Origin of the sequence: uncultured Psychrobacter sp., assembly GCF_947500265.1 — a bacterium.
Taxonomy (GTDB): domain Bacteria; phylum Pseudomonadota; class Gammaproteobacteria; order Pseudomonadales; family Moraxellaceae; genus Psychrobacter.
The window spans coordinates 64155-84120 of record NZ_CANMRN010000003.1; the positions used below are offsets into that span (position 1 = coordinate 64155).

19 protein-coding genes, 1 tRNA gene and 1 other RNA gene are annotated in these 19966 nt (G+C 41.7%); 4 read left to right on the plus strand and 17 right to left on the minus strand.

What is annotated here, in order from left to right; genetic code table 11:
• Positions 1-101 precede the first annotated feature (101 nt).
• Positions 102-1286, minus strand: coding sequence for an OmpA family protein (locus tag Q0788_RS05200; protein ID WP_290178093.1), 1185 nt, complete (start codon positions 1284-1286; stop codon positions 102-104).
• Positions 1287-1869: 583 nt separating this feature from the next.
• Here Q0788_RS05200 and Q0788_RS05205 point away from each other — a divergent pair.
• Positions 1870-2601 (plus strand): GspH/FimT family pseudopilin, encoded by a 732-nt coding sequence (locus Q0788_RS05205; RefSeq protein ID WP_298808455.1) that lies wholly within the window; start codon positions 1870-1872, stop codon positions 2599-2601.
• Between the two features lie 13 nt (positions 2602-2614).
• Here Q0788_RS05205 and Q0788_RS05210 read toward each other — a convergent pair whose 3' ends face one another.
• The 13 genes from Q0788_RS05210 to coaD form a co-directional block, all read right to left on the minus strand.
• The gene (locus Q0788_RS05210) at positions 2615-3388 is read right to left on the minus strand and encodes a pyridoxine 5'-phosphate synthase (RefSeq protein WP_298808458.1); all 774 of its coding nucleotides are present in this window, start codon (positions 3386-3388) and stop codon (positions 2615-2617) included.
• A 66-nt stretch (positions 3389-3454) separates the two neighbouring features.
• Positions 3455-4246 (minus strand): DNA repair protein RecO, encoded by a 792-nt coding sequence (locus tag Q0788_RS05215; RefSeq protein WP_298808460.1) that lies wholly within the window; start codon positions 4244-4246, stop codon positions 3455-3457.
• A 63-nt stretch (positions 4247-4309) separates the two neighbouring features.
• Entirely contained in the window at positions 4310-5275 is a 966-nt protein-coding gene (gene era, locus Q0788_RS05220; RefSeq protein ID WP_057762330.1) for a GTPase Era, read from the minus strand.
• Between the two features lie 346 nt (positions 5276-5621).
• Positions 5622-6419, minus strand: a complete 798-nt coding sequence (rnc, locus tag Q0788_RS05225) for a ribonuclease III (RefSeq protein ID WP_298808463.1) — start codon at positions 6417-6419, stop codon at positions 5622-5624.
• Between the two features lie 102 nt (positions 6420-6521).
• Positions 6522-6914 (minus strand): DUF4845 domain-containing protein, encoded by a 393-nt coding sequence (locus Q0788_RS05230; protein ID WP_298808466.1) that lies wholly within the window; start codon positions 6912-6914, stop codon positions 6522-6524.
• Positions 6915-7061: 147 nt separating this feature from the next.
• Positions 7062-7964, minus strand: a complete 903-nt coding sequence (gene lepB / locus Q0788_RS05235; protein ID WP_298808468.1) for a signal peptidase I — start codon at positions 7962-7964, stop codon at positions 7062-7064.
• A 102-nt stretch (positions 7965-8066) separates the two neighbouring features.
• Entirely contained in the window at positions 8067-9866 is a 1800-nt protein-coding gene (lepA, locus tag Q0788_RS05240; protein ID WP_101204270.1) for a translation elongation factor 4, read from the minus strand.
• 380 nt (positions 9867-10246) lie between these two features.
• Positions 10247-10323 (minus strand) — tRNA-Met (locus Q0788_RS05245).
• Positions 10324-10444: 121 nt separating this feature from the next.
• An RNA gene (rnpB, locus tag Q0788_RS05250) (RNase P RNA component class A) lies at positions 10445-10811 on the minus strand.
• Between the two features lie 74 nt (positions 10812-10885).
• Complete coding sequence (gene bioD, locus Q0788_RS05255) at positions 10886-11602, minus strand: dethiobiotin synthase (RefSeq protein ID WP_298808471.1); 717 nt, start codon at positions 11600-11602, stop codon at positions 10886-10888.
• On the minus strand, positions 11599-12939 hold the full coding sequence (gene bioA, locus Q0788_RS05260; RefSeq protein ID WP_298808473.1) for an adenosylmethionine--8-amino-7-oxononanoate transaminase: 1341 nt from the start codon (positions 12937-12939) through the stop codon (positions 11599-11601). The genes bioD and bioA overlap by 4 nt, the downstream gene beginning before the upstream one ends.
• A gap of 55 nt (positions 12940-12994) precedes the next feature.
• Positions 12995-13243 carry a YfhL family 4Fe-4S dicluster ferredoxin gene (locus tag Q0788_RS05265; protein ID WP_201568453.1) on the minus strand — a complete coding sequence of 83 codons (249 nt, stop codon included), beginning with the start codon at positions 13241-13243 and terminating at the stop codon, positions 12995-12997.
• Between the two features lie 95 nt (positions 13244-13338).
• Complete coding sequence (gene coaD / locus Q0788_RS05270; RefSeq protein ID WP_102078894.1) at positions 13339-13857, minus strand: pantetheine-phosphate adenylyltransferase; 519 nt, start codon at positions 13855-13857, stop codon at positions 13339-13341.
• Positions 13858-14108: 251 nt separating this feature from the next.
• On the opposite strand from coaD, the gene smpB reads away from it, so the two are divergent.
• On the plus strand, positions 14109-14585 hold the full coding sequence (gene smpB, locus Q0788_RS05275) for an SsrA-binding protein SmpB (protein ID WP_057758370.1): 477 nt from the start codon (positions 14109-14111) through the stop codon (positions 14583-14585).
• A gap of 170 nt (positions 14586-14755) precedes the next feature.
• On the opposite strand, the gene rarD is transcribed toward smpB, so the two are convergent.
• Positions 14756-15778, minus strand: coding sequence for an EamA family transporter RarD (rarD, locus tag Q0788_RS05280; protein WP_298808477.1), 1023 nt, complete (start codon positions 15776-15778; stop codon positions 14756-14758).
• Positions 15779-16019: 241 nt separating this feature from the next.
• On the opposite strand from rarD, the gene Q0788_RS05285 reads away from it, so the two are divergent.
• Together Q0788_RS05285 and Q0788_RS05290 are read left to right on the plus strand one after the other, a co-directional pair.
• Positions 16020-16487: an Lrp/AsnC family transcriptional regulator gene (locus Q0788_RS05285; RefSeq protein WP_298808479.1), complete on the plus strand. Its 468-nt coding sequence runs from the start codon at positions 16020-16022 to the stop codon at positions 16485-16487.
• Positions 16488-16649: 162 nt separating this feature from the next.
• Positions 16650-17414: a hypothetical protein gene (locus Q0788_RS05290; RefSeq protein ID WP_298808481.1), complete on the plus strand. Its 765-nt coding sequence runs from the start codon at positions 16650-16652 to the stop codon at positions 17412-17414.
• 136 nt (positions 17415-17550) lie between these two features.
• Here Q0788_RS05290 and Q0788_RS05295 read toward each other — a convergent pair whose 3' ends face one another.
• Positions 17551-18201, minus strand: coding sequence for a hypothetical protein (locus Q0788_RS05295; protein ID WP_298808483.1), 651 nt, complete (start codon positions 18199-18201; stop codon positions 17551-17553).
• Positions 18202-18211: 10 nt separating this feature from the next.
• Positions 18212-19495, minus strand: coding sequence for an ammonium transporter (locus Q0788_RS05300; protein ID WP_298809022.1), 1284 nt, complete (start codon positions 19493-19495; stop codon positions 18212-18214).
• Between the last annotated feature and the right edge of the window lie 471 nt (positions 19496-19966).

Genomic DNA, 19966 nt, shown 5'->3' on the forward strand with positions numbered 1-19966 from the left:
GTAATAACTCATTTTTCTCAATACATAAATAAAAAAAAGCCACCCATTGGGTGGCTTTTTTTGTAACTGTATATTTAACTATACGGTTATTTTGCTAATACTTACTGAACAACCATATCTTTAGTTTGTTCAACAGTCATTGTTTTGTCACCAGTGATGATGGCATAAACACGACGGTTCATAGCACGACCTTCTTCAGTGTCGTTTGAAGCGATTGGGTTGTCATAACCATAGCCTACAGTTGATAGACGGTTTGGAGCAATACCGAATTCGTTAGTTAGCATAGATTTAACAGCAACGGCACGAGCTTCAGATAGACGTTGGTTATAACGTGCTGAAGGACCAGTCTTAGAAGCATGACCTTCTACACGAGCTGTAGAGTTAGGATACTCACGCATCTTCTCTGCTACTTTAGCGATTTCTGGCTTGTACTGGTTTTTGATAGCTGACTTGTCGTTATCAAAGAATACACGTAGTTCCATTTTTAGTTCGTCAGTAATGTCTACTGGTACTGGGCAACCGCGCTCATCAACTACAACGTTCATTGGAGTGCCTGGGCATGCATCGATGCTATCAGGTACGCCATCACCGTCAGAATCAAGATCAGCTTCAACAACGACTACTGGAGTGTTGTCAACTACTGGCTCTTGCATAGGAGGTACTGCTACTGTAGGTGCTAAATGGCCACCTAGTACTACTTCTAGACCGGCCAAAGCCATGCCTTCCCACCAGTTGTTGTCAAAGTTATGAATCGCACGAGCTTCACCACGTAGGCTTAGCGCGTCATTGATGCGATACATAGCACCTAGACCTAGGTTACCGATAGTGTCTGTAGAGTTTGCAACTTTGTCACCAGCGCGGTTCTCAATATCAAGCTTTGAGCGACCCGCACCAACTAGTACATAAGGCTTCAATGCATTATCAGTGTAACCAGTAAATTCTTCAGTACCAATTAAGAAGTTACCAGAAATCATTTCTTGCTCTGCATCAAAAGAGTCAGAGCCATCCTGACGAATAGCATCAGTATTTGAAACACCATATTCTACTTGGAACTGAGTTGAAGGAGTAAGCTCGATACCTAGCGCAGCACCAGTATATAAACCATCTTCTTTGTAATAGCTATCACCATTGCCGCTATAATCTTTTAACAAGTCAGCTTGATCGTCATCAGCACCTTCGCTGTAATGATAACCTAGTAATAATGGACTGATAGTAACACCAGCATTAGCTGCTAAAGGAGCCGCTGTTACAGCGAACAGGGCTAGAGCGATTTTATTCAATTTCATGGACTTCCTCCAAAGGATAATTTTAGTGATGCATTAAGCAAAACCGATTCTCAAGACGTACTAAGATAGACATCTCTTACGCATTTTAAGTTACAAAGCAAAACCAATTAGAGAGTAGCTTAGCGATTATTAATTCAGTTTACAACTTTTTTCGTTAACGAGCTACACATTATTACACGATAATGTTGTAACTAAAACACAATAAACAGGCTAAGTTACCCAGAACTAACACACCTTACGCTTCTTATCTTTTACATTGCAATTTGCGATAGATGAATAGTTCATTAACAGCTATTTCTTGAAGCATTTTATTACAATTAGAATTTTTTCTCTATTGGTAATATCGTTCTTTCACTAATTGAAACATTTTTTGACAGTCGCTATATATTACATATATATTGTAAAAAACCAATATTCTTCTGAAAATCAATTAATTAGCAATTGGATCTGTCTTATATAAAGTTAAGTTAGAGAAAATTGAAAGAATCTGGACAATTGGTGTGCTTGAAAGATAGTCAACACAAGGATGTGTGAGACGTTGTTTTTTACTTGAATGACAAACAGCTATAGGATGTAGCGCATTATGAACTTACTTAATAAGGTACTAACCAGTTATGATAGAAGAATAGTAACTTTTGTTCTTTATATATCTATTCACAGAAAAGACACATATAGAGTTGGTAAGTTTTTAACCATTGCATATAGGTTACTTGATGAACTACTAAAGTTAGTCAGTTATAGGAAATCATTCCTTCACAACAATAATATTCTAAGTGCTAAGCAATCAAACGGCTTTACTCTCGTTGAGCTAACTGTGACGACAATGGTATTGGGAATTATCGCAGCTATTGCAGCGCCAAGTATCTTAACGCACTTAGCACGAATGGAAGCGCAACGGGTCAAGCATCAGTTAGAGAACACTTTATCCTTAGCAAAGGCCGAAAGTTATATAAGTCGGCAGGATGTCTTGGTTTGTTTATCGAATGATGCACAGCAATGTCATAGGAACAGCGATAAAACGCTTCTGCTATTCGTAGATAAAAATAACAATAAGCATTTTGATTCTCAAGTAGATACCTTATTAACACAGCAATCCTTAAACCTAAGATATAGTACAGTGAAATTAAGAGTTGGCGGTAGGCGTCACTATACTAAATTTTGGGGTGATAGTGGCAGACCGCGAGGACACTTCGGCCATATAAAATACTGCCCTACCTCTTCTTATAACAAGTCAATGTACCAAATCTCTTTTAACCAATCCGGTATCGTCAAACATAAACTTAATGCAGACCACCCTACGAAATGTAATGGTTAACAGATATGCAAACCTATTTATACATAGCCTTTTTCATCATTGTCACAGCGCTTTCTAACCCTACAAAGACCGCATCTGCAATAAGTGCATGACCGATATTTAATTCATATATACCATCAATCTTTGCAATGGCATTAACATTGTCACACGTTAAGCCATGACCCGCGTTAATAAGCAACTTATCATCTAGGCTCTGTGCTGTAGCTACTGCATGTTCAATTCTTTTAAGCTCAGCTAACTGTGCGTCAGTATCATTTGCTAAGCCTGTTTCCGCATAAGCACCAGTATGCAATTCTATCGCGTCTGCACCACACTCTATCGCGGCTGCAATCTGCTTGTCATCAGGATCAATGAATAAGGAAACCTTAATATTAGAATCTTGTAGCTTATGAACATACTCTCTTAAAGACATAATTTGCCCTGCAACATCAAGACCACCTTCTGTCGTTAACTCTGCCCGCTTTTCAGGTACTAGACACACCCAAAAAGGTTTAACTTCGCAGGCTATTGCAAGCATCTCATCCGTTGCTGCCATCTCTAGATTCATTCTGGTCGACAACTGCCCTGCCATTTCATAAACATCAGCATCTTGTATATGACGACGATCTTCACGTAAATGTATAGTGATACCGTCTGCCCCTGCCTTTTCGCACAATAATGCAGCAGCTAGAGGACTCGGATAATTCACACCGCGCGCTTGACGCAATGTTGCCACGTGATCAATATTCACGCCTAACAAAGGTTTTTTTGAATTGTTTTCAGATGAGGTAGATACAGAGATACTCATAAAAATCCTTTGGACAATTAAGCCTAACTTATATAGTTGATACTACGATGATATTTGAGAATGCAGTTATTGATAACGTTGCTGCTGCTGCCATAACAGACGGCTTTGTAGCGGCTGATAATCAAGTAAATGATCAATAAGATGTCGATGTAGTTTTGACCAATGGTTTAGCGTCTGCCCAGTAATACCTAAGCGTGCCATTTCTATAATATCCGCACCTTTAAAAACAGTCTGTCCAGACTCACTGGCTAAATGCTCAGACTCTTCATTATGTACTAATACAGGGAGCAAACCTACATCCGGTAAAAAGCGGTAAGTACAATCATACTCGATTGGATCTTCAACGTTGTCATGCGTTAACGTTAAAGTGAATCCTAATTCGGTAAATAGATACTGCTCAAACTGACGTAGACAGAGACGAAGCTCGCTATTATTTAAGGGCTGCTTGAGTTGTTGTAGACTGATTTGATAATGCTGCCACAATACAGGCATTGGGTCTTCAGTAGGTAACAGCCGCCACAGAATCTCATTTATATATAATGCGGCATATTGATGTTGACCGCTGATATTGGCGTAAGGTAAGGCTTCTAAGACAGCAGGTGTAATGTCTTTTTGAACACCGTCTTTTTGAACGCTATCAGCTTGAGTTGTATCTTGCGAAGCAATATTAATTTGACTAAAGGTTTTTAGGTCGCGTTTGCCAGTAGCAAAAAGCTGTAACGGCATAAATAGTGGCGCGCCTTTTTTCCCAACACCATGTATCACACCATGTTGTTGAGAAAAAAGATAATACAAAGCGCGCTTTTCTTGATAAGGACGCTGATGCAATAAATACCCGACGAGCGCTTCATTACGCATTTTTTATTACCTAAATAGCTAAAAGGCAGATAGTGCTTTTGAAGCGTTCGTTTTTAACCGCTATCAATAGCCCAAACTGGTCAACGCACGCTCGTCATCAGACCAACCACGTTTTACTTTGACCCACAGCGTTAACATGATTTTTTTACCGAACAACTGCTCCATATCTTTACGAGCATCCATACCAACTTGTTTGATACGCTGGCCTTTATCACCGATAACGATGGCTTTTTGACCACCACGCTCAACATAGATAGTCGCATCGATGAAAGTACAAGCTTTGCGTGGACGCCCTGTTTTTGGATCAGTATGTGCAGGTTCGTCTTTAAACTCATCAATCTGTACGGTTAAATCATATGGCACTTCATCGCCCGCACTACGCATGATTTTTTCGCGAATGATTTCACTAGCCAAAAATCGCTCAGAGCGATCAGTGATTTGCTCTGTATCATAAATAGGAGCAGCAACCGGTAAATGTGAGGCAATCACTTCTTGTAAACGATCTAAGTTTTGATTTTTTAGTGCAGATACAGGAACGATATCAGCAAAATCGAAACTATCGTTGAAAGTTTCGATAAGTGGTAGCACACTGCCTTTATCTTTTAGAGTATCTGACTTGTTAATAACCAAGACGACTGTTAGATTGGTCTCGCCAAGCTTTTGCAAGGTCAATAAATCATCGTCACGCCATTGATCTGAATCGACAACAAACAATACTAAGTCTACATCTACTAACGCCGATACCGCCGCTTTATTCATACGTTCGTTAATAGCACGTACTTCGTTGCGGTGAATACCTGGTGTATCAACAAACACCGCTTGCATTTCATGGTTTGACAAAATTCCATGAATACGATGACGAGTGGTTTGTGGTTTGCGTGAAGTAATAGACAGCTTTTGACCTAATAAGTGATTCATCAAAGTTGACTTGCCCACATTTGGACGTCCAACAATGGCCACATAACCTGCTCTAAAATCATCAGCCATACGAGCATTGCCACTCGGTGCAAAAAACTCTTCAATAGCCATATCATTGTCTAATGCAATATCTTCTGCATCAGTAGCATGAATCTCTTTGGTAACTTCGATATTGTTCTGGCTTGAATCAATATCTGTATTCTCACCCAAATTTTGGGTGCTGTCTTCATTGTTTGATGGCAAATCAGTATGATTGCTCATAAGTTAATCCTATAGGGTTTGTGTCTAGCCGAACAGTCTCTGATGCTAAACTTATTTAGTCATCATTAAAAATGGGCTAGAAACATTTAAAGTTTTAAAATAAATAATATGTGAGGTAGTTTTAATGTATGTTTTACAAGCTATAAACCAATCTAAGCTAATACTCTGCATCTAAAAATGCATTAATAGACATCGGCTATACACGTTTTTTGGCAGATCCTGGCAATTTATGCAATTGGTTAATCATAAGCTCTGCTGCTTTCTGTTCAGCGATACGGCGGCTCTCACCAGATTCAGTAATGTCAGGGCAATTATTGATATTGACATGGCAACGTACAACGAAAATTTGATGCGGTGCATTACCACGCGTTTCCATGAGTTCGTAGTTGGGCAAGTCAAACTGCTTAGATTGTAGCCACTCTTGTAACCGACTCTTGGCGTCCTTTAGCGCTTTTTGGTCATTGACATTATCAATCAGATCACCATACCAAGAGAGAACACATTTACGAGTAATATCCATATCTTGGCTGTCTAAATAGATAGCACCAATCAGAGATTCTACAGCATCCGCCAGTATAGAAGCACGATTGCGACCGCCACCTTTGCGCTCACCTACTCCTAATATAAGATGGTTAGACAGCTCTAGGTTTTGAGCGATAATTACCAACGACTCTTGGCGCACCAGTGTTGCACGCATACGCGTTAAGCGCCCTTCATTTTGACTAGGATAACGATGATATAAAGCTTCACCCACAATCATCCCTAACAGTGCATCACCTAAAAACTCTAGGCGCTCATAGTTTTTTTTGCTATCAAATGAGCGATGCGTTAACGCAAGTTTAGGTAGACTCAAGTCATTGAACTCATAGCCTAACTTACGCGTTAATACTGCTAACCGCTGAATAAATTCTGAGCTAACAACAAGCGTGTCAACAGACGTACTATTTTTTTGGGAAGTAGGAACCGCTTGGGAATGTTGCGAAGTTGGTTTCATGCGTGGTTTGTGGTTATCCCTTCTGCTTGACAGATTTAGTTTAATAATATTATTTGATATATTTTATGAAATAATGAAGATGCTATGTCGTACTATTACGACTTACTCTGCTGTCGCCATTTCGATGTTACCTTCGAAACGGTTTATGATGTCGACATTGCTAAAAAAGTTATTAGTTACTGCATATTCTTTATAGATAGCCAATTGACCTGTTTTTTTATCAGTAAAGGTAAATACGTCTTCCGCCTTGGTATCATAGTCAGCATTGATAGATAACTGTTTGTTGACACGTTCAACAAATTGCTTGGCTGTCTCTTTATTGTTATTAGCTTCTTTTAGCTGTGCACTTAATACCTTGGTCAATTGATAATCACCAATCTGAGCCGGTACAATAGCTACTGTCAACTTAGTCGCAATACCCAAAAGCATAATAATGAGAACAATGTTTGTCACACTGGCACCGCGCTGCGTAGCCAAACCAGATAATTGCTGCATTATAAGATCCTTCTAAAGATAAACGACTATTTTTAATAAGTGTATAAGTAATAAATAGCTATTAATTATTTATCAACGATATTAGCATAAAACTATTATCAACCAATCAACCAATCAACCAATCAACCTCTAGACAATCTCATAATCTTAATTGATAGTACCATTACGTTCAAATGTCGGTAAGTTTAGACCAGGTGGTTTATGCATCCAGATATAAACTGCCTTACCTGCTAGGTTTTCATCAGGAACGAATCCCCAAAATCTACCGTCTGCACTGCGGTCGCGGTTATCTCCCATCACAAAATACTGACCTTCTGGCACCTCAATACGCCACTCAGTACCCTCTGACTCTACCACCTCTGGTGATTGTTGCTGCAAAAATGGCGCGTATTGTGAACTGTTCATACCGTCTAAATAGCGCACAAGATGTTTATTGTCACCTTGTACTTCTTCAAAGTATTGTGCCGCGTCTTCTTCTTGCTGGCCCATTGCAGAAGCACTCTCTTCGGTCAGCACTTGACCTGGACCAACCTGGCCTGGTAAGTATAGCTGTGAAGTCAATTCAGCATTTGCCGCGAAATCTACAGACTTAGTCTCAATAGGTACGTCATTGATAGACAGCGTGCCTTGGCTATAACTTACGGTATCGCCAGGCAAACCGATAACGCGCTTAATATAATAAATGCTCGGGTTCTCAGGATAGCGGAACACTGCTACATCGCCATGCTTAGGTTCACCAGTATCTAGCACCTTATTATAGGTTAACGGCAGGCGCACGCCATATGCATACTTATTGACGGCAATAAAGTCACCCGTATATAGCGTCGGCACCATAGACGATGATGGGATATTAAATGGCTCAATTAAAAATGAGCGTACTATCAATACCACTGCTAACACAGGGAAAAAGTCATAAGCCCAGCGAACTAGTAAGCCTTCTTGACCTCGACCACGAGTTTTGCGCTGTTTGAGCGCTAGCTTATCTAACAGCCAAACAATTCCTAGGACTATAGTTAACGGCACTAAAATTAAATTAAAATCAAAATCCATACCAAATTGCCTATTAACGAGCGGCTTATCTAACACCTTTACGATAAGACTCACTACATTTGACTGTTATCTACAATGACTATCTTAGGTTACGTTTAGCGATTAGCTATCAACTTGCAACACAGCTAAGAAGGCTTCTTGTGGAATTTCCACGTTACCTACTTGCTTCATACGTTTTTTACCTGCTTTCTGCTTAGACAATAGCTTTTTCTTACGTGACACATCGCCACCATAGCATTTTGCTAATACGTCTTTACGCATGGCTTTTACCGTACTACGACCAATGATCTGGCTACCGATAGCTGCTTGAATGGCGACATCAAACATTTGACGTGGAATTAACTCTTTCATCTTAGTAACTAGAGCATTACCACGATAACGTGATTGGGTTTCGTGCACGATCATCGCTAAGGCATCAACTTTATCGCCATTGATTAGTACATCAACTCTCACTAACTTATCGGCCTGATAACGTTCAAAGTTATAGTCTAGCGATGCAAAACCACGTGAGACTGACTTTAGGCGATCAAAGAAATCCATGACCACTTCGCCCATTGGGATATCAAATATAAGCTGTACTTGTCGACCCATAAAACGCATATCAACCTGAACGCCACGACGCTCAATACATAGCGTCATTACATTGCCTAAGAATTCTTGCGGTACTAAAATCTGACAGCGGGCAATTGGCTCACGGAACTCTTCAATGTTGTTTGGTTCAGGTAGATGTGATGGATTATCTACATAGATTACATCACCGTTCTTTTTCTCAATTTCATAAATAACTGAGGGCGCTGTAGTAATCAAATCCAGATCATATTCACGCTCTAGACGCTCTTGGATAATCTCCATATGCAGCATACCCAAGAAGCCACAGCGGAAACCAAAGCCAAGCGCATCTGACGTATCTGGCTCAAAAAACAGCGACGCATCGTTGATTTGCAGTTTTTGCAAAGCTTCACGGAATTTTTCAAAATCACTCGAATCCACTGGGAACATACCAGAATAGACTTGTGGCGTGACTTGTTTAAAGCCTGGGATACGATCCACATCAGGGGTCTTAGCGTGAGTGATAGTGTCGCCTACTGGTGCTCCGGCAATATCCTTAATACCCGCAATAACAAAGCCGACTTCCCCTGCTTCTAAAACACCCGTATCTACAGGCTTAGGGGTAAAGACACCAATCGAGCCAACCAGATGTGCCTCTTGAGTCGATTTGATATATAATTTGTCACCTTTACGTATAGTACCTTCACGTACCCGTACCAATGAGACTACGCCCAAATAATTATCGAACCAAGAGTCAATAATTAGTGCTTGGAGTGGCGCTTCACGATCACCAGTTGGTGCCGGAATAAACTCTACTAGCGCTTCTAGCAGCTTATCAACACCAAGACCAGATTTGGCTGATACTCGCGGTGCATCAACGGCATCGATACCGATAATATCTTCAATTTCTTGAATGACGCGCTCAGGCTCAACTTGCGGCAAATCAATCTTATTTAACACCGCCATGACTTCTAAGCCTTGATCAACGGCTGTGTAGCAATTGGCTACTGACTGTGCTTCTACGCCTTGAGCGGCATCAACAACCAATAGCGCACCTTCACAAGCTGCTAATGAACGCGACACTTCATATGAGAAGTCAACGTGGCCCGGGGTATCAATAAAGTTAAGCTGATAGCGCTCACCATTTGGATGATCATAAAACAGCGTTACTGACTGTGCTTTGATAGTGATACCGCGCTCACGCTCAATATCCATTGAGTCGAGTACCTGCGCCTGCATCTCGCGATCTTGCAAGGCACCGCACATTTGAATAAAACGATCGGCAAGGGTCGACTTACCATGATCAATGTGGGCAATGATTGAAAAGTTACGAATATTGGCTAATGCAGTCACAAAGCGCCTACTAAATTAAGGGTGATAGAATAATAAAACTAAAAAATAAATACTGTCAGATGCAATTGATAAGGTGCTTGTATTTCTTTGAAGGTTAACCGTTATAACAAGCCGATTGGGCTCATACCACCGTCTAAAACCTATAGCCAAGCACATTAACTCTAATGCGCAGACATAAAAGAGTATTCTAGCAGTTTTCCACTGCAAAGTAAGGCGATTTTGTTAGAAGAGATGTGACTTGCAGATGAAATGAAAAAAAACTTAATACTTATAGAGGATGTCTATTATATCAAGAACTGATAGAAAATCTTGAGAAGATTATTTATCCTAGCCAAAAAAAAACCAATCTCGATAGATTGGTTTTTTAGTACTGCTGTATATGGTGGCGATGAAGAGACTTGAACTCTTGACCTCACGATTATGAGTCATGCGCTCTAACCAGCTGAGCTACATCGCCGTTTTAGGCTGCACATTATGCCCAAGCTGTTGACTGCCGTCAACCCCTAACAAGCATTTTTTGCAAAAAAACGAATTTAATTCAGATTAATTGCAACTATTACTACAACAAACAATAAAAAAGGTTTGGTAAACCGATAAGCCGGGTTCTGTCGTGGACGATCATTCCTCTAGGCGTATCATCGCTAATACGCTCAAGCAACCTACCCGCATCGAACGCGGGCCGCGCCATGCCGATGCCTATTTGGTCTTGCTACGCGTGGAGTTTACCATGCCGTGAACTGTTGCCAGCCACGCGGTGCGCTCTTACCGCACCCTTTCACCCTTACCGATAATACCCTAAGATACCAAAGGCGGTCTACTCTCTGCTGCACTGGTCGTCAAGTTACCCTGCCCAGCCGTTAGCTGGCACGCTGCCCTATGTAGCCCGGACTTTCCTCCCCTGCTCATCTGTTGCCAGTGTGCAGCGGCGATCGCCTAGTCTACCAAGCGCGCTAGTATAGCAAACTTATGACTGCCTGCGCATGTCTTTTGGATTTATTTTTGTGGACAACATAAATAAGCTAAACAAAATTTTCTGGTAGTGTTTCAATATTACCGACCAGATTATTTTTTAGATATGGTATCTGTAGCCAATGCGCTTCGGGATGATGATTGTCCAAATATTTTCGTAGAAATTCAATAGTGCTATTTGCGATCTCAGTATCCGTTTGCTCAGCATCATCATGAATATGATTATAAATTACACTATGTATCATCAATCCACGCGATTCTATGGCTTCTAAACTCAGTAAAGTGTGATTGATGCTGCCCAATCGACCAGAGGTGACCAAAATAACAGGATAGCCTTGCTCAGCAACATAGTCCAATGTGAGTAAATTTTCTGTAATCGGCACGAGTAAGCCACCTGCACCTTCTAATAGTACCGCATCATACTGTACCTGCAATCGCTTGGTAGCGTTAGTAATCATATCAAGATCAAGTGTCTCTCCTGATAGCTTAGTAGCCAAATGAGGAGACGCAGGCTTCTTATAACGATGAGCACAAGTCGTAAAATCGAGGTCACATGGCTGTAAAGAAATGTCCATTAATTGACGATGAGTAACAATATCGTCAGCGATACTCATCTCACCATTATCTGGATTGATCGATACGCCCGTCTGTACTAGCTTTTGAGTGATGACGCTCACACCTTGCTGCATAAGCGCTTTGGCAAGCAGTCCAGTAGCATAGGTTTTACCGATATCGGTATCGATACCGGAAACAAATAAAACACTCATGGTTGACCTCGGTTTTCTAAATACGTACGTACTACTTTTAACAGTGATTGACATAAGGTAATCAGCTCATCATCAGTAACCACGTAAGGCGGCATGATATACACCAGCTTACCAAATGGTCTGACCCAGATACCATTATCAATCAATAAAGATTGAAATACAGGCATATCAACCGCTTCATGCAGCTCAATCACAGCAACTGCACCCAAACAACGTACCTCGGCAACGCCTTCTAATAACGCGGCTGGTGCTAGCTGCTGCTCCATAATGCGTTGCATATTTGCGGTACGCGCTTCAATATCATAAGACATAATCAAATCAATCGATGCACACGCAACTGCACAAGCCAGTGGATTGCCCATAAAAGTTGGGCCATGCATCAGCGCTGGATAGTCACTATTATGGATGGTATCAGCAACTTTTCGGGTACATAGCGTGGCGGCAAAAGTCATATAGCCACCCGTCAGCGCCTTGCCAATGGTCATGATATCAGGGCTAATAGCTGCATGTTCACACGCAAATAATTTACCACTACGCCCAAACCCAGTAGCGATTTCATCTGCAATCAATAGTACATCATGCTCATCGCACAGTTGACGCAGCAATTGTAGATATTCAGGACTATAAAAACGCATCCCGCCTGCGCCCTGAATAATTGGCTCAATGATAAAACCTGCCAGCTGCTCACCATACTTGACAAAAAACTGAGCTAATGATTCACGCTCATCTACTGTCAAGGCGCGATCAAAGCCAAGTTGTGGTGCTGCGACGAAATGCTGCATCGGTAATTGCTTGCCATATAGACTATGCATACCATTAATAGGATCACAAACACTCATGGCGTGCCACGTGTCTCCGTAATACCCTGAATGGGTTGAAGCAAATTGTTGCTTGGTTGGGCGCTTAGCAGCTACTTGGTATTGCAGCGCCATTTTCAGTGCCACTTCTACCGCGATACTGCCACTGTCCGCATAAAAAATCGCATCAAGTCCAGCAGGTACAATGTCGAGCAGTTTTTTGCCCAAATCTATCGCTGGCTGATGAGTCAATCCACCAAACATGACATGCGCCATTTTACCCAACTGCTTAGTCAGTGCGTCATTCAATTTTGGATGGTTATAACCATGAACGCTCGCCCACCATGATGACATACCGTCTATCAGACGCGTACCATCTTCAGTGATGATATAAATACCTTCAGCGCGATCGATAACAATATTGGAATAGGTTGGTGGCAGGCTAGCATATGGATGCCAAAGGTGTTGCTGATCGAAGTCATTTACGACTTGGATAGATTGCGTGGTTGTTGTTTGCGTGGTTACTTTTTCCATAGTCATCGTGTTGTCCCTAAAACGTTGTAAACCCAGACGTCATCAATCGATTATAAATACTCTATTGGCCCGTAATACGTTTGTATTTAGACAGCAGGTCGCTTTCAGTCTCGATATGATTGGGATCGTGGGGAATACAGTCAACTGGACAAATCACAACGCATTGCGGCTCGTCAAAATGTCCAACACATTCTGTACATAGATCAGGGTCGATGACATAGATATCATCCCCTTCTGAGATGGCTTCATTGGGGCAAGCAGGCTCGCACACATCACAGTTGATGCACTCATCAGTGATTAATAGTGCCATGAACTGTTCCTTATATTTTTACTTATATCAGTCATATATGGCTGCTCTTTGCTATTTTAGCAAGTGCTAGCAGCATATCTTTGATACAGCGTCTTTTATTTGATATTTAACTTTTTATCGAATGCTTGCAAAACACAAGGTGGAACGAATTTATTGACGTCACCGCCAAGCTTAGCAATTTCGCGAATCATGGTAGATGAGATAAAGGAGTAATTTTGAGATGGGGTCAAAAACACTGCCTCAAAGTTTTCATCAAGCTCACGATTCATATTGGCTAGCTGAAACTCGTACTCAAAATCTGACATTGCACGCAAGCCACGCAAAACTGCCGTAGCGTTTTTTTCACGCATAAAGTCAACAAGCAGCCCTTCAAAACCAATGACAGATACTTGTGGTAAATCTGCAAATACGGTTTCGACCAAAGCAACGCGCTCTTCAAAATTGAACAAGGGTTTTTTGTGATGGCCTGAGGCAACCGCAATAACGACCTCATCAAATAGCTTGACGGCGCGTGTAACCAAATCCACATGACCGTTGGTAATAGGATCAAAGGTACCAGGGTATAGAATTTTGGTATGTAGCTTTGAGGAATTAGGAGAAATAGAATGGCTCATAGCATGACTGATATAATCGGTGATATTAGGCCATATGCTAGCAAATTTTGCTCAAACTTAATACTTATCTGCTACATTTGTCCTAACAGCTGATTTACCTTTTCATCAGAGGCTTTGATACAATAGGCAGTTCGACTCATCCATCTCATAATCGAAATAAAAAACAAGACCAGTTATTGGATTAGGATGAGGAATTAGTGGGACTGATTAAATAAGGAGCCTGCGTTTTAGGTCATCCTTATGGAGAAATTATGTCAAAAAAATCAAAAAAGCCAGATAATCAGATTTGCGCCAATAAAAAGGCGCGTCATGAGTATTTTATCGAAGAAACCTTTGAGGCAGGACTGGCATTACAAGGTTGGGAAGTAAAAGCCATTCGCGCAGGAAAAATGACCATTACAGAAGCGTACGTCATATTCCGCAATAACGAAGCTTTCTTGTTTGGTGCTCATATTCAGCCATTACTATCGAGCTCAACACACGTTAGTCCAGACAGTATTCGTACCCGTAAACTGTTGCTAAACCGTCGTGAAATCGAGAAACTATCTGGGGCAATCAACCAGAAAGGCTACGCTTGCGTACCATTATCTTGCTATTGGAAAAACTCACTGGTGAAGTGCCAAATTGGCCTAGCCTTAGGTAAAAAGCAGCATGACAAGCGTAAAACGCTAAAAGATCGTGACTGGGAACGTGATAAGCAGCGCGGTTTCAAACAGCATTTAGATTAAGCGTTATTTAATCTAAATAGAAAAGGACGGCTCAATAGTTATGAGTCGTCCTTTTTTGTTTTCTATAACAGTTTATAACTAACTATTTTAAACGCTAGTTGGTAAAAGTAGGCCTTGTAAAGTAGTAGTTTTATAAATGGTCACCTTTATAACATCTAGCCAGTGGCTTTCTATGCCATTTGCTCTTCTAGAGACAATGCTGTCTTTTTACTAGCCTGACGCAATTGCCTAACACCATGCGTAATCAAACATGCAATACCTAACCAAATCAGACCGTAGCTATAGATCATCGCTGACTCAAATGGGTTGCCTAGTACGGTCACTGCCAAAATAAATAGCAACGCTGGCTCCAAATAGCTCATCATGCCATAGACGTTGACTGGTAGCATTTGACTGGCGTCAATATTGGTCTTCATCGCCAAGACACTGAGCACACCCAAACCTACTAGCATCATGATAAAGAAACCAGAGCCGCTAACTAGCGCCAAACTACTTGGGGCAAAGAAGAACAAGTAAGCCAGCGCAAAAGGCGCAAATATCGTTAAATCAACCAATAACCCAGTTACTGCGCCAATTCCCTGCAGTCGGCGTAAAATGTAGTAAACGGGATACGTACCGCATACCCATAGCGTCGCCCAAGAGACACTTTGCGTACGGATAACTTCACTACCCACGCCCAATGCAGCAAAGGCCACTGCCAACCATTGCAAACGGCTTAGTTTTTCGCCAAAGAGGACACAACCAAACACCACCATCATTAACGGGAATAAGAAGTATCCCATCGCGGTTTGCACACCTTGCCCATTCACTGGCGCCCACATAAATAACCAAAACTGGCTAAGGAATATTGGCGTAGGTAATAGCAGCCAAGCCCACTGCTTAGCGCCTCTTATCACTTTCAATTTATCGATGTGCAATCCCAGACGTCCACTTACCATCAGGTATCCGACCAACGCTGCCCACATCGCGAGCATGCGCCAGATAAAAACTTGCGTCCCTGATAATGGCGACAAAAAACTACTATAGGCATAGAGTACGCCAAATAGCACATTGGACAGTATGGCAAAAGACACCCCTAATATTAATGTACGTTGTTGTGCGCTACCTGTCGTCCAAATCGCAGGTAGTGGCAAACGTGCAACAGTCGTTGCTAGCGTATTAGCGAATACATTGGAGAGCATTGAGATAGACATGATAAGCACCGTAGCTATTAATAGATGATAAAAACCAATTGCTAGCTCTTTTTTTAAAGCAGTTCTGATTGGTATAGTCTATTTTACCAGGGTGATTTGATATATTATCTCTATATAAGTTCATTGATGAACAAATATCTCAAATAGGTATCATATAAATCATTATTTTCTTATATTAAAATTTTTAGTGATAATATTTATAAAAATCGATAGAAAACTCTGCTATTAAGGATGTTCTGATATGAGCCATACTTTAGATAATATTGATAAAGCTATTTTGAACTTGCTGCAAGATGATGCGACATTACCGCTTAAAACTGTTGCAGAGCGAGTGCATGTATCCATTGCGACGGCGCAGCGGCGTATACAAGCGCTAATAGATAATGACGTGATTATCAAACAAGTAGCCATCGTCAATCCTGACAAAGTGGGCTATGGCCTGACAGCCGTAGTGATGATAGAAATGGAGCGCTCTAATACCTCAATGCAGCATCGGTTTGAGCGCCTGATGGATGCGCAATCACGAATCATGAGCTGCTATGAAGTATCGGGCGATTTTGATTTTATGCTCATGGTCAATGCAAAGAATATGGGCGACTATCATCAGTTCACGCGCAGCTTACTGACTTACGAAAATAACGTGCGCAATTTCAAAAGCCAGTTTGTGATGAACTTTACGAAGAGTGGAACCAAAATCACGCTAGATTAATTATAATTTAACAGTCTCAGCTACACTTACCTATCATATGACAATGGGTGATGAGTGACTAAATTGCCTCTAACCCCTGTACGATATCACCAAATATCTGATGGAAATTAAACTCTAATCAACCATTTCGTAAGCCTATTTTTTGGACAAGGAAGCCTAATCATGACTGACCATACAAACGCTGCTAAGAAGAATATGAAAGCGTCACTAAAACCATTAAACCTAAAACCGTTAAATTCAAAAAAGATAATAGCAGGCGCTCTGTTTGCTACGGTACTCGTCAGCTCAGGCTGTGCGACTAGCTCATTGTTAGACAATAGCGGACATGTCACTACCAGCACGACGAAGCAAGTCCTGTCTGAAGATCAAATTGTTGCTTTTGGTCGTCCTGCGCAGGCGTTACCAAAAATGCCAAACGCGTCAATGGTTATCGTAGGAGAGAATAACAGCTACGTTCTCACTCAAGGTGGGACAGAGATGGTGAACTTACTAAGTAATCTGTCTCAAAAAAATATTCAAGTGGATAACGACATGAGCTTTCATGTACCCAATAATGATGGGTACTTCCAAGGTGAGATGAAACTGTCTTATGCCAAATTAAAAGATGAATTTGGACGCTCAGACTATCAGTTCTTTTTGCAAAATAACGGTAAAGAGTGCACCTCAGCGAGCGATCAACGTATCAATGCTCAGCGTTTTTGTTTTAGCGTTCCTGTCAAAGGCGCTATCTACCCGCAAGTTAGTAATTTAGGGTTAATTCAGTCAAACTATCGCGCATTGACCAAACCATATACGGTGAGCTTCTATACACAGACTCAGCAAGATGTCGTCACTCGTAGCGGTCCAAATGGCGCACAAAAGCTAGTACTGCTACCCTTTGCCCTCGCCTTTGACGTAGTTACTTTCCCGCTTCAGTTATTAGATTAAATAGCTAAATACTATTAGACTACTCATCATCTAGTATCAAGGTACACCATGAAAGCGATGTTATAAAAGCCCCTCTATATAAGGCACGCTATCGAAAGGTTTTCCGTACCCAACCGTAACGTGCCGACTCAACATTTTAGAATAACTTTTCGACCAGTGTTTTCGGATAGTTTTGTTTCGCCTTCTCTGCCGCTCGAAACATCATCTCATCTGCTTCGACAGGGCCTGCAACATCACATAAGCACACATAAGCCAGCTGCATCAAATTATTCAACAGGTGCTCATTATCAGGTACAGAAGGGCGATTGCCTTCTAAAAACTTACCAATGTTAAGACTATGCCCTTTGAAGGTGCGTTCTTGCGAAACAGTTTGGTGCATGGTCAGAAATAGGTTACGACTTTCTGTTTCTGATAGCTGACTGCGCAGCGCTTCTATGACAGTATAAAACGCCAAAACCAACTCAGAGACAGGGACCGGCGCTTTGACTGTTTCATTATGGCTATTGTGGCTATTATAACCATTGTGATTATTAGCCTCGACTGTCTGCTGACTGTCCGCTTGCAACGTAGCCCAAAAGCCTTTCCTAATATCAGACTTATAAGCTTGCAGCTCAGGATAGCGCCGTGTCGCATCCAAGACGCACTGTTGCATCATTTTTACTGAGACAGTCGAGTATCGCTGCCACTGTGATTTAAGCAGCCGCACCTCTTCAGGGTGTAGATAATCGGCAAGCACTTCTGCCATCGCAGTCACAGCTTGGTCTACGGATTGAGTATCAATATTCATCAGCTCTCTCCTATAAATGCCGCTCAGTTAAACTCTTGGAATCAAACATTTGCTTCTGGAACTCAGGGTAACCAAGCTCTGCATGCTCGGTATAATCAAGGCCGCGCTGCTCATGTAAGCGGCTTGCTTTTAACCCAAAGCTTAAATCGATAAGCTTATACATCACCAGACCCAATCCCAGCCCCCAGCCTAATGCCACGCCGACACCCAGCGCTTGTACGCCAAGCCGTGATAAGTTAAACAAATCTCCTGTATAGAATAATCCTGCTGCGAGCGTACCCCATGCACCGCCAAAGCCATGTACTGCCACTGCCGAGACCACATCGTCTACTTTGAATTTTAATAATGCTTGCGACGATAAGATATAAACCACGGAAGCAACCGCACCGATAATAATGGCAAAGACAGGAGTCGTAGTCGCACAACCTGCGGTAATCGATACGAGACCAATCAAACTGGCATTAACACTATCGCTCAGTAAAATGGCTTTGTTGAGCGATCGGGAGATCAACATATAACTCACCACCGCACTGACTGCTGCGACAAAAGTATTGACTGCGATTAAACCAATATTGCCCGTGATAGATAAGGTCGATCCAGCATTGAACCCGAACCAGCCAAACCATAAGATAAATCCGCCAAGCGCTAGCAACGTCATGTTATGTCCTGCGATGAGTCTTGGCGTACCATCAGGTGCAAAGCGACCTAATCTTGGACCAATGACCAAGATACCTGCCAAGGCCAACCAACCACCGATAGAATGCACGACAGTAGACCCAGCAAAATCAATAAAACCAAGCTCAGCTAGCCAGCCTATACCACCGAAGTAACCGCCCCACACCCAACTGGCAAACACAGGATAGATAAATAAGCAAATCAAACATGCCGCCACCGCATAGCCGATGAACGAAACACGCTCTGCCATCGCACCACTCGCAATCGTCACCGCTGTCGCTGCAAACATCATCTGAAAAAACATCAACGCCCAGTCCATATTGGACAACGCGACTGGCATAAAATGATCCGTACCGACGAATCCGGAGTGATTGGTACCCATCATTAGCCCAAAACCAACTAAGTAGAACGCCAGACCACCGATACACATATCGGTGTAGTTTTTCATCATCACGTTTACCGCATTTTTCGCTCGTACTGAACCGCTTTCAAGTAGCGCAAAACCTGCCTGCATAAAGAACACCAATACTCCGCCCCAGATAATCCAAGCGATATTTTGATATTCGAGTAGCTGTGCCACGGTCAATGTGTCAGTCTCAGCAGCTTGGGCGCTACCCATTGCTGCAAACAATACTGTACTTAGCACCAGCCTATTACTTAGCGATGATTTTAATGGTTGTAATAATTTTAATAATGTCTTTATCGTGTCCAGTCCAACAGATGATGTTCTCATTTTATCTCCAAACACTTATCTATCCGTTCAAATTTTATCGGTGCACTATTTTTACTCATTAATGCACACAAATAAGCCCTAATAAGGGTGGAGCAAAACCTGTGCCAAAACCTATCATTAGAAGTTAAAGAAACTCGTAAATATAAGAAAACAAATGACCAGTATCAGCCAAGTCAGTATTTCGATAATTATGCTTGCGAGGATGTAGCTATAAATTGAACTAGGGTAGAGAATGATTGTTAGAAGGAAGTTTTATAGAGCTGATAATACGACTGTTCTGCCTAGGCTGTTTTTGCCATTATTTTTCTGTGCGGATAGCTTACTTTGCATGAGCAGTTTATCTCACGCTATCAATAA